13 protein-coding genes and 1 tRNA gene are annotated in these 10,745 nt (G+C 43.5%); 8 read left to right on the top strand and 6 right to left on the bottom strand.

What is annotated here, in order from left to right:
* The coding region (locus LDL35_RS11355; RefSeq protein WP_304022492.1) for an amidohydrolase family protein at positions 1-665 on the bottom strand (665 nt) is incomplete at its 3' end.
* A gap of 51 nt (positions 666-716) precedes the next feature.
* On the opposite strand from LDL35_RS11355, the gene LDL35_RS11360 reads away from it, so the two are divergent.
* On the top strand, positions 717-878 hold the full coding sequence (locus LDL35_RS11360; protein ID WP_304022494.1) for a preprotein translocase subunit Sec61beta: 162 nt from the start codon (positions 717-719) through the stop codon (positions 876-878).
* A 4-nt stretch (positions 879-882) separates the two neighbouring features.
* On the opposite strand, the gene LDL35_RS11365 is transcribed toward LDL35_RS11360, so the two are convergent.
* Positions 883-1,629 carry a coenzyme F420-0:L-glutamate ligase gene (locus LDL35_RS11365; RefSeq protein ID WP_304022506.1) on the bottom strand — a complete coding sequence of 249 codons (747 nt, stop codon included), beginning with the start codon at positions 1,627-1,629 and terminating at the stop codon, positions 883-885.
* Positions 1,630-1,730: 101 nt separating this feature from the next.
* On the opposite strand from LDL35_RS11365, the gene LDL35_RS11370 reads away from it, so the two are divergent.
* The 3 genes from LDL35_RS11370 to LDL35_RS11380 all read left to right on the top strand — a co-directional run bounded on the left by LDL35_RS11370 (position 1,731) and on the right by LDL35_RS11380 (position 3,977).
* Positions 1,731-1,814: transfer RNA gene (locus LDL35_RS11370), tRNA-Ser, on the top strand.
* A gap of 953 nt (positions 1,815-2,767) precedes the next feature.
* Entirely contained in the window at positions 2,768-3,013 is a 246-nt protein-coding gene (locus LDL35_RS11375) for a group II intron maturase-specific domain-containing protein (RefSeq protein ID WP_304022495.1), read from the top strand.
* 571 nt (positions 3,014-3,584) lie between these two features.
* Positions 3,585-3,977 (top strand): carboxymuconolactone decarboxylase family protein, encoded by a 393-nt coding sequence (locus tag LDL35_RS11380; RefSeq protein WP_304022496.1) that lies wholly within the window; start codon positions 3,585-3,587, stop codon positions 3,975-3,977.
* A 498-nt stretch (positions 3,978-4,475) separates the two neighbouring features.
* On the opposite strand, the gene LDL35_RS15375 is transcribed toward LDL35_RS11380, so the two are convergent.
* The 4 genes from LDL35_RS15375 to LDL35_RS11395 form a co-directional block, all read right to left on the bottom strand.
* Entirely contained in the window at positions 4,476-4,700 is a 225-nt protein-coding gene (locus tag LDL35_RS15375; RefSeq protein ID WP_369694922.1) for a type II toxin-antitoxin system MqsA family antitoxin, read from the bottom strand.
* 91 nt (positions 4,701-4,791) lie between these two features.
* Positions 4,792-5,544: an MIP/aquaporin family protein gene (locus tag LDL35_RS11385; RefSeq protein ID WP_304022497.1), complete on the bottom strand. Its 753-nt coding sequence runs from the start codon at positions 5,542-5,544 to the stop codon at positions 4,792-4,794.
* Positions 5,545-5,546: 2 nt separating this feature from the next.
* A complete protein-coding gene (locus LDL35_RS11390; RefSeq protein WP_304022499.1) occupies positions 5,547-5,756 on the bottom strand; it encodes a DUF2180 family protein in 210 nt (69 codons plus the stop codon).
* A gap of 17 nt (positions 5,757-5,773) precedes the next feature.
* Positions 5,774-7,273 (bottom strand): DUF2193 domain-containing protein, encoded by a 1,500-nt coding sequence (locus LDL35_RS11395; protein WP_304022500.1) that lies wholly within the window; start codon positions 7,271-7,273, stop codon positions 5,774-5,776.
* 122 nt (positions 7,274-7,395) lie between these two features.
* On the opposite strand from LDL35_RS11395, the gene LDL35_RS11400 reads away from it, so the two are divergent.
* From LDL35_RS11400 to LDL35_RS11415, 4 genes are all read left to right on the top strand, one after another.
* Entirely contained in the window at positions 7,396-8,049 is a 654-nt protein-coding gene (locus LDL35_RS11400; protein ID WP_304022501.1) for a DUF166 family protein, read from the top strand.
* A 170-nt stretch (positions 8,050-8,219) separates the two neighbouring features.
* Positions 8,220-8,885 (top strand): pyrroline-5-carboxylate reductase, encoded by a 666-nt coding sequence (locus tag LDL35_RS11405; RefSeq protein WP_304022502.1) that lies wholly within the window; start codon positions 8,220-8,222, stop codon positions 8,883-8,885.
* A gap of 9 nt (positions 8,886-8,894) precedes the next feature.
* A complete protein-coding gene (locus tag LDL35_RS11410) occupies positions 8,895-9,110 on the top strand; it encodes an ATP-binding cassette domain-containing protein (RefSeq protein ID WP_304022503.1) in 216 nt (71 codons plus the stop codon).
* Between the two features lie 663 nt (positions 9,111-9,773).
* The gene (locus LDL35_RS11415) at positions 9,774-10,712 is read left to right on the top strand and encodes a hypothetical protein (protein ID WP_304022505.1); all 939 of its coding nucleotides are present in this window, start codon (positions 9,774-9,776) and stop codon (positions 10,710-10,712) included.
* Positions 10,713-10,745: the final 33 nt, after the last annotated feature.

Below are 10,745 nucleotides of genomic sequence, written 5' to 3' on the forward strand. Positions count from 1 at the left end.
ACCACCGGTATTCCTTCATCGGCAATTCTTCGGATCTGGGATCTGGTTACATGGGTACAATGCACCAGAAGATCAGGGTCTGTCTCTAATGCAGCATCAATATCATCACTATCTTTTTCACCCGCATGAAACCCGACAATCTTTCCCTGCTTTTTCATCAGGTCAGCGATCTCCATGGACCGGGTAACATCCCTTGCACTGCTAATCCCTGCTCCATCGGCTATCTCCTCTCCACCTTCACGTCCCAGGATGATTGGACGTATGGGCATTAGGGATGCTGCCTCTTGTAATGCCAGAACTCCTGTTTTTCCCCCTTCCCGAAAATCAGCAAACCCTGCTGTTCCGGAGTGGATCATCTCAGTTATGGAATCTCTCATTGCCGATATAAGGCGGGCCTCTGAAGTTTTTGCAAGTATCTGGTGCTTGAGTCCGTGGGGAGGCGTGACAAGTTCATCAAGTGTCCCGGTACACGGCAGATCCATCGCAACCGTATCAGCAAGATGGGTATGAGCATTGAAAAAAGCAGGACAGATCCACCGGTCCGGGACAGATGATTCCTCCTCCACGGCGGTGATGATGCCGTCCTGAACAACGATGGTAACGTCCCGCGCCTCAAGGGTTTCACCTGTCAGAGCAGTCCCTGATACCGAATACTCTTTTATCATGATATATTGCCGGCCTTGTCTTTTATATAATTCATCGGTCAGATATAGATTATGGCAAAAAAAGCAGGTGGACGATTAATCTCATCTGCTGGTCTCGTCAATTATTATGACAGTGAAGACCGGCGGGCAGTCCACATCAGCCCCTATGCAGTTCTGGCTGCGGCGGTTATATGTGGTGTTGCAATCTTCGTCCTGAATATGATTTCATTCTGATCTTTTACACTTTTTTTAACGCTTTCCTGATGATGTCTTCTCCTTCCCTGAAGTAGATTTCATTGTGTCCGGTCCATGCAGGTATACCACGGAAATGAACAGCAGGCACTCCGTTATTGCTCTCACCCATGATGAGATTTGCAAATCCGGCGATCTCATCAACCACCGCTTCTTCAGTTATCTCCAGGGTATGACCGAAGAGATCACTATCTCCGCGGAAGTCTCTGATGGCTGACATCCCGCTCCAGCCAATAGCATGACCGGTCTGTCCACGCCGAAATGATCTGCCACAGGTGTCAGTTACGATGATCCCACAGCTCTTCCCGGTGAGGTCTTTTATCTCATCTCTGATCTCCTCAGCTTCCTTCATGGGATCTGCAGGAAGGGTGATAACAAGGCCGTCCTCAACATTGCTTGCGTCCACTCCTGACCTGACTCCCACATGGCCGCAGGGTACTTCAGTGAGGGTGAATGGTGTTTCAATGAGAACATCACAGGCCTGATCAAGGACGACCTGGATAAAGCGGGGGTCCTCCCCGGTCTTTTGTGCAATCCGTGTTGCCCGGTCACCAGGTGTGATATCTTTTAAATTCCGGGTGTATCCCTTTGCCTTTGAGATTATTGTACTTGCAATACAGATGATATCTCCATCTTCCAAAGCGCATTTTTCAATTATCAGGCGGGGAAGGTCATCTCCTTTTTGAATCAAGGGAAGTCCCCTGATACCGGTTACGGTTACTGATGTGTGCAGAATAATCCCTCTCCTCTCAGGTGAAATGTGAAAGAATATACGGGTATTGATCGGAGCTTTGGGAATATATTTTTAAAGTTGATATACAGACATGTATAGGTGCCGAGATAGTCTAGTCCGGGAAGGCGGTGGTCTTGAAAACCACTGGTGGTAACACCTCGGGAGTTCAAATCTCCCTTTCGGCGTTAAAAAATTTTTTCCATTTTTTGTTCCACTGTTTCTCATATCTTCATGTTGTCTCGTATTAAATTTGTGAATCTGCAGAATATGTACTGCCTTTTTCCCGCACGAGAGGGTCAGAAAGAGAGGACTGAAAGTTGATCCTCATGATGAACAAGAGTATCCGGACTCTATACTCTGTAATTCAAGAAGCTGGAGTGCGGCAAAATTTCTGCATAGTGAAGCAGAATGAAGCAATGTGAAGCAGTGTGCAGAAAAGATCCGCTCGTTTTTATCATTCCGATTTAGAATTTAACGTTATTATCGCAATATTGGTTTTTTGATGCGGAAAACCGGCAGTCTCATATACATTTTCATCTGGTCGCTGATGATGATTCAGAGTTATTCGTGAGTACACGAGTTGCTTCACTATAGATCTTATAATAATATATATGTGTACATATACTCCATTACGTGAGTATTCGCGGTTTTTGACTGTGAAGCAACTGCTTCACACATGCAGAAAAGATATCCTTTTTTCCGCCATGCTTCACTCTGGGGAGGGAGGGGAGCAGTAAATTGACGAGACTATGTGGGTGAGTTAAGAGAATGAGAAGAGGGAATTCTGCTTTCAATCAGGAGGTGATCCAGGAGAACCGGAAGAGAACATCATAACGAGGTCATGTATGAGAAGCAGGAGCGATCGGAAGGTATTGTATAAACAGGAAAGATGAGGGAGTTCACATCCGGGACCGATGTTCAAATATTATCACTGTCAGTCTTCTGGATTAAGAAAACCGTCGGTGTATTATTGAAGAGATACATGAAGCAGAATCGGATGATCAAAAAACAATGGCCCCCCTTTAAAACGAGTTCGAGACTCAAAAGGTAAGGCCTAATAAATTATATCTGCAAGAAGATTTAATTTTTTCTCTGTGCATATCATGATAAACAGTCTGGGCTCGTAACTACATGAAGTATGATGAAAAGGGAGATACTGATATTGCGTTCATTACTCCTGATACAACCGTCTAAGAAAGCTATTGCTGCAATCGTAGATAAAGTGAGGACCATTATTAAGTCGGCAAAGGCATGGAAACAGGAAGACCTTATCAAAGCCCTCAATCCTATTATCAAGGGATGGGCAATGTACCACCGGACGGTGTTATCAAGCGTGACCTTTGGGAGACTTGACTGGATTGTTCGAAATATGTTGTGGAAATAAGCAAAACGCCGCCATAATAACAAAGGAAAGATATGGATTGCCAGAAAACTTACCCGAAAACAGTCCTTAAAACCTCTACTTTTACTCTTGAAAACTTCTCCAATACCAAAATCGAATACCGGAAATTCATTAAACTGGATGTAAATCCGTTCATTGATACCGAGTATTTTGAACACAGAAAAGGAGTGTTCCTCTCAAAGCAAAGATCGATACGGATGTTTTTTCATTATGCCTATAAAAGCGGGTAGTGAAAAACTTGAGCGGATTACAGTGAAAATCGCACGATCCGTCCCTGGAAGGCTGGGTTAGGGTAACCTAACCTGGCTATTCGACAAGATAAAGTAACAAAGTTTCGGCTTTTATTTAGGAATATGACTCGATTATAAATAGGATCAACAAATAGATTAGCGCAATCATAGGAAATTGGATAAGAAAAAATAACAGCGGATTAATTCTTCTTCCCGCTCATATTCTCATTTTCCCAATCTTCCATCAATTTAATTCAATTTATTCATCAGATGAGGATCTGATGTCAATCGAAAAGTATTCATGATACTCATCTTAATAAGATATGATGTCACCTGAAAAAATCTCTTCACGTTCATATAGTACTGGGAGATTAACTGAAATAATAGAAAAAAGGGAGAAAAATGCAGATATTCTTCAAAAGGAGGCCCCGACTCTTTTTGCAGGATTTTCTTCCCTGATGAAGGAATATTATACTCCAAGTGCACTTGACGTTAAATATAAAGAATTAATTGCAATAGGATTATCAGTTTCTAGATGCTGTGTTCCCTGTCTTGCAGTTCATGCTTTAAATGCTTACAAGGCTGGTGCCAATAGGGAAGAAATCCTTGATGCCGCTTCTATTGGGATTGAATTCGGAGGTGGACCTGCTTATGTGGTGGTCAGGGAAAACTTGATTGAATTCCTTAATGAAATTGAGGAGAAAAATATTAGATAAATTTTTATTTTTTTTTTTTTCGGCATTTATTCTGGTTTTGGATTTTTGATTGAGAATTCATTCCCTGGATACCGGGGCATTCATCTACCTCCGTGAATTACTTAAATCGTTTACTTATGTGGCAATCCAACTTCTATTCGATTAAAGTTCACGTTCTACTCTCCCCCTAAATGAATCGGAAATTTGTGAAGGTTGGTCTTCGCTTGATATATTAAAGATGTGAGTTCATATTTTCTGAAAAAAAGTGGCAAAGAAACATCTTGAACGACATCTGAACGATGAACGCAGTAAATTTATAACGGATTTGGATGTTCTTAATTTAAAAGAGTTTATGTGTGAATCGGATGCACGAACAGAACTCGAAGATTTCATAAAAAAGCATAAAACATCAATCTTTTTGGCAGAATTGACTCTTGGTTCAATAACTGAAGAGAAACGGCCAGTGGGATGCTCCTCGAAGATTCCAAAGCCATTGGTATTTTTCTACCACCTTGAGTATTAGTTCAGGGGAGATTCGTGGCGATGTAGAGAAGATTGAACGGAAAAGAAGGAAAATAGAGGTATTTCTATTCTGTTCTGAATCTCTAATACATATTCTTCATTACATACCGGGCAGATCATAGCAGGAACGGATCTGAAAAGAAACGCAACACCATTTTTCTCATATGCGACAGTTGTTAAACCATCAACCGTTACCCCTTCATTACATTGAATACATTTCATTTACCCCCATATCCAATGTCCGGAGATGCTTAATCCATCCTATCAGACAATCCTGAAACATTCCGGACAGGCTATCTCAAAAAAAAGGAATTTACGTACTCTCTTCAATCTCTGAAGTGAGGTATGCATACAATAACACTGCAACCACAGCTCCGATAATCGGACCGATAACATAGATGGGAAAATATATCCAGAAATTTTTCCCACCCAGTACAAGATCAACCAGATATGGACCAAAGGTCCGTGCCGGATTCAGTGATGCTCCTGCAATATTCCCTGTGGCGGTTATTATACCCCCAACGGTAAGACCAATAATTAACCCGGCAAACCCTGGTGGAGCACGAGTATCTACAGCAACCCCCATAATCACGAGCATCAGCAGAAATGTTCCAATAGCTTCTGCCAGGATAGCCTGTTCATATGATATTCCTGGAAACGGTGCAGTTGCCCCTAATCCTCCAACCAGAACTGCATCCATGCCGACGGTCGCTGCAAAAAGCAGACTTCCGAGAACTGCACCCAGACACTGTGCAATCACATACGGAATAATCTCCCCTGCTGGAAATCGTTTCGTTACCCCAAGGGCTATGGTCACCGCCGGATTGATATGACATCCGGATACTCTCCCAAGAGCATAGATACACCCGGCGATGGCAATGGCAAAGGTCATACCGATAGCAAACCAGTCACCAAGGCCGCCAAGTGCACCGATTCCAATATTAAAATCGGTAGCAGGGTTTGTACCCTGTGCAATCATCAGGGTCATAGCCGCTGCACCGGCACCAAAGTATACCAGAATCCCGGTTCCCACTCCTTCTGCGACACATCGTTGTAACAGTGACATTTTTACTCCTTCTTATATGCAGCAGCACATTCCGGACAGAGAATTCTGAGCAATCGTTTTCCGGTCTTTTTTACCGGGAAGGGATATCCTCCCTCCATGAGATCAATATCTTCCCGGATAACATGGTCCATGCATAGTCCCATTCCGCAGACAATACAAATCCCAACTGCATCGGTATTCTTTCCTTCTTTTGCACACACGTAACACTTCATTCTCAACCTCTGGCTGATTACACGGCTTCTTTCCACTGGCAGTAACAATGACGGAAATCCATCAGTGCAGCTGATGCACAATCCTTGCAAATCCGTGCCGGAGCTGCAACCGTCTCTTTATGAAGAGCAATAATATTCGTCATTAAGGTAGCAGTCACCGGCTCACTGGTCAGGAGACAAGGATAATCGGCAAGTCGCATCATGGCAGACATGCGAACGGTCATGGCACAGGCAGGATAGGCATACCGTTGTGGGTTCATGAGAACATCATTTTTATGAATCGGGGAGAGATCAACCGGCAATCCACCCACTTTCGGCGAGGGGATTCCTTCGCCACTACTCTGCATCCGACGTGCTTTATCCAGGTATTTCCATCCCCGATAAATCATGTCCATGAAATCACAATTGTGGAGCTCTACTGCAGCACTCCGGGTAGGATAGAGCTGAACATAATTATGATACCGTTTCGTGAGAAGGTCCACAATCATAATCGCGTTGAACCCATCAAGTTCCAGAATATATTCAGCCGCACAAGCAGAAGCACCGGTTGCAAGACCAAGAAGATCATATTCATTTTTAATCTTCCCTTCTGCTTTCTTCAGAGTGGATTCCATCACCGCCGTAGTTGCCTCAATGGCAGCCATGACAACATCGTCCTTACACATATTGAACGTGGATTGTGAGATATGATGGGCGATATCACCGACACAATACGCCGGAATGGTAACGATATTCCCATAGTGAACACCCTCATCCATGGCAGCCTTTACCACAGGGGCCATCTTTGTGCGGTATGACTCCATATATTTTCGGTGATCAAAGGATTTCTGACCAACAGAATCCATAAGTTCAGCCTGCGCTTTTACCGGGTGTTCATAAATCGCCTGCAGCATACCGATTTCTTTTTTCACCGCTTCAGTGAGCGATTCCCCTTTCTCAACTTCATGAGCAAACACATCACCAATACCATACGATGTGTTCATCCCCCATGATTTTGCCGCAAGAATTGCCTGTTTATGATCCGCCGGAATATTAGTCTTGGTCAGAATCCGGTTCACAACATTACTGGTCGAACCAGGTATGAGGGCAAAATCCACAACACATGTCGGACCGTAAAACCCTCCATATCTCCGTGCCGATTCACGACCGATTAGTGACTCAGATTTCTTAATTGCTCCAACAAAGGTCTCAACACTTTTTGCAAATTTGGGATCTTCCTTGCAGAGAATTTCCAGAATGACCGGAGTCTGATAATGCTCTACGAATGGATCATCCTCGGGTCTGATAGTCTTCGTAAGGTCTTTTAGAATGTCAAAATGTGCCTTTACAGATTCGGTATGTAATTGAAATACCGAGGGAGACTGATCTGCAACGGGTTTCATCTTCTTGACGGCGTCAAGATAGGGTTGTGCATCGTCAATTACGAAATTCTCCCCGCGTTTTTTCTTTACAGTCTCTACATCGGCATGTTGAGCCGCCATGGCCTCTTTGATCATTTTCTTGTGGAGTTCAGACATCAGTAACACGTCCTGGTAATTGTGCCAGCCTCCGGTGATCCATCAGCTGTATATGTTAGCCATCACTGGATGAGTATATAAAGGTGAACGTCATGAATTTTTATTCAGTAAAACTAGAGTGAATGAAGATTGGGATTGTCAGTGATGGACAGTATGGTGAACGGGCATATGAGCAGATTCGGAAATGGTTCCCTACCGAATGGATCCTGCTCCCGTTTCCTTCTTCTCAGGTCGTTGATGATATCTCCCTTTCTCTTCCCTCCTGTGATCTGTATCTCTCATATCTCCGGCACCCGGATATCGCGATGGAACTGGTGAAAACCGGTGTTCCTGTTCTCCTCGGCGTGAATCTCGGACCTGGATTTCTTGCCCAGGCTCGTTTGTATAATCCGGCGGTGATAGGACCAGAGACGATGTGTTCTCTCCTCCCGAATACTTCATTCTGGCAGATCAATGAGTATGCAAAAATATTTGGGAGGCCGGTTTTTTATCTGATTCTGGACGGAGACCGTATGGTCTGGTGTCATCCGATTCGTGGATCCCCGTGTGGTTCAACACAAGCTGCTGCCCATGAACTAAACGGACAGGAGATCGATCATGAGACGCTGAACCGGTTTGCCATCTCTATCGGCCATAACTGCAGGGCTCCCCGGTTTGGAAAGACCTGCGATAAGGAGAAGGCAGGAATCATCCATCTTGAAGCTCTGCTTGCTGCGATAAAAAGTGTAAATCCTGAAATGTGGGAGGGATGTATGCAGGCAATCAGATCCATCTGATCTTTTTTGAGTGATGTATCTGTATATCTGTTTTTTTATTACCGTTCAGGATATAAGGGAACGAATTATCCTTATTCTGATTGGATAAACGATCATACATTTCTGAAATCTTACTGGTTCCTATATATGTCATCAAGTTCAAATAATTTTGAAACACTGGTGAGAGAACCATGACAACAACTATCGCCTGTATCGGAGCCGGCCGGGTTACCAGAATCCTCCTTGAAGGCCTTGCCAGAAAGAATTGTCTTCCGAAACGAATCATTGTAACTGATACCAATCCAGATGTCCTGAAAAAACTTGCAGAAAAATTCCCTACCATCGAAGCAAAAAACCAGGTTGATGAATCGATGAGCAGCGCTGATTTTCTCTTTATCAGCCTTCATCCACCGGTGGTTGGAGAAATGCTCCATAACATTGTTCCTTTCCTTGGAGAACAGACCACCATCGTATCTTTGGCACCGAAAATAAAAATTGCAACCATAAACCAGTTCACCGGAGCATCACGTCCTGTCATTCGAATGATCCCAAATGCTGCCTCATATGTGAATGAAGGATACAATCCAGTGGTATTTGGGTCGTCTTGTCCGGAAAATATACGGAAAAAATTCACTGAACTCATAGCCCCCCTCGGACAGATGCCTGAGGTTCCTGAAGAAACTTTGGAAGCATATGCAATTGTATTTGTTGTCCTTGAAGGAGAAGGGATCATCACTTCAGGCATAATAAATCATGAAGTAAAACCAATGCACATGGTTTCGGTAGGTAAAGCGGAAGATCGGGGCATTCAGTGTTCAAAGCGAATGATGCTCCTTGGGATCCGGGAAGATGTATGATGTGAGATTATGACAGGAGTAATCCGGGCAGAAGGTCTGACCAAGATCTTTGGAAATAACAGAGTAGTGGATCACATCTCATTTGAAGTGAGCGAGGGAGTAATATTCGGGTTCCTTGGACAGAACGGTGCAAGAAAAACCACGACCACACGGATGCTTACCGGAGTTCTTCCTTCAAACAGCGGGACTGCGACCATCCTTGGATATGAAATCCGGTATATGTGAAACAGAGGTTTGGAGTGGTTCCGGAGACCTCGAATGCATATATCGATCTCTCGGCCAAGCAGAATATGATCCTTATGGGAGAACTCTATAATCTCTCAAAACCGGATATATTAAGGCGTACTGATGAATTGTTAATCTCCGGCAATATTTCCCTGGAGAGATGCCTGCCAGGGGTCAGGTGCTTGGATAGTTCTCTCCGTTGACATATATCGTAGATATTGTCCGGTATTCGTTCACAAATACGAATTTTTCCTAATCTATAGTGATTTCGTGGTCCTCATCCTGTTTACCATTGCAGGTACCTGGCTGACAATGTATCTTCATAAGAGACTGATGCCAGGGTGATTATAAAAACAAATTTATAATCCGGTATATTTATATCAATCAATATTTCAATAATTATTGAATCATCCTTAGGTATACCCAGTACTGGTCTCAAACCAGAAACGTAATGGTTAAAAAAGAAGATAGAGTAGTAAAATGATTATATCAATAATACATTCCAGATCCAGGATTCATATCGGCGCAATATTCTTTTGCTTGTTATTTCTTCTTTTCTGCGGAGCATGTACTGCAGATCCTTCAAACTCCTCGTCAATCTCTTCTGATTCATCAGCGATACATTTCTTTTACAGCCCTCTCTGTTCCTCCTGTCATAAGGTTATGCCCTTTATTGAGGAATATGAGACAGCCCATCCGGACGTTCGTATCCAGTATCACAATATCGGCGACAACCAGGATGACATTCTCCTGTTTGAGACATTCAGGAAGATACATCAGGACAAATCATTATTCGTCCCGGTTATTTTTATTGGAGAGGAGGCCCTCATCGGTGAAGAGGCGATATTTTCAGATTTTGAGCAAAAGGCCCAGAAGATTGAGAATCATGAAGCACCTGAATTTGTGGAAAATAGTACTCCGGGTTTAGAAACCATCACGGTCAATCCAGTAATCCTTTTATTGGCAGCTCTTGGAGAAGGATTTAATCCATGCGGGCTTCTGGTTCTTGCTCTTCTGCTGGTCTCACTCATGGCATCAGACTCCAGGAAGACCATTCTGCTTGTCGGTTCGGCATATATATGTGCATTCTTCCTGATCAGGGTATTATCAGGATTTGCTATCTTCTCCGTCATTCAGATACCCGGAGTTGCACATATTTTTCTCATAGCAGCAGGAATTATTGCCATCATAGCTGGGTTGTTCCAGATAAAAGACGGCCTCGTGAAAAACCCAAAAGCACTCTTCTCTATCCCTCAATCAAAAAAGAGCTCCATATCAAAGTACCTGAAGATTGCAAGTGTTCCAGCTGGTTTTATTGTGGGTGCCCTGACAGGTCTCTATGGTATGGCCTGCACAGTCGGGATCTACATCTCAATTCTCGGAATGATCTATCAGGATTTCCAGTCCGGCTTATTGTATCTTCTTGCATATAATTTCGTTGTAGTTATCCCGCTTATTGCAATACTTCTCCTGGTCATCTTCGGGCTCTCTCCTGATAGACTGAATTCATGGAGAGATGAAAGGAAGAGTCTGCTTCGAATCATCATCGGTGTTATCATGCTCATCATGGGGATAATCATCCTGATGGATGTATTATTCTAAATATTTCAGCCATTGAATGGTTACAGGTATGCG

The organism is Methanospirillum hungatei (genome assembly GCF_020216685.1).
Lineage (GTDB): Archaea > Halobacteriota > Methanomicrobia > Methanomicrobiales > Methanospirillaceae > Methanospirillum > Methanospirillum hungatei_B.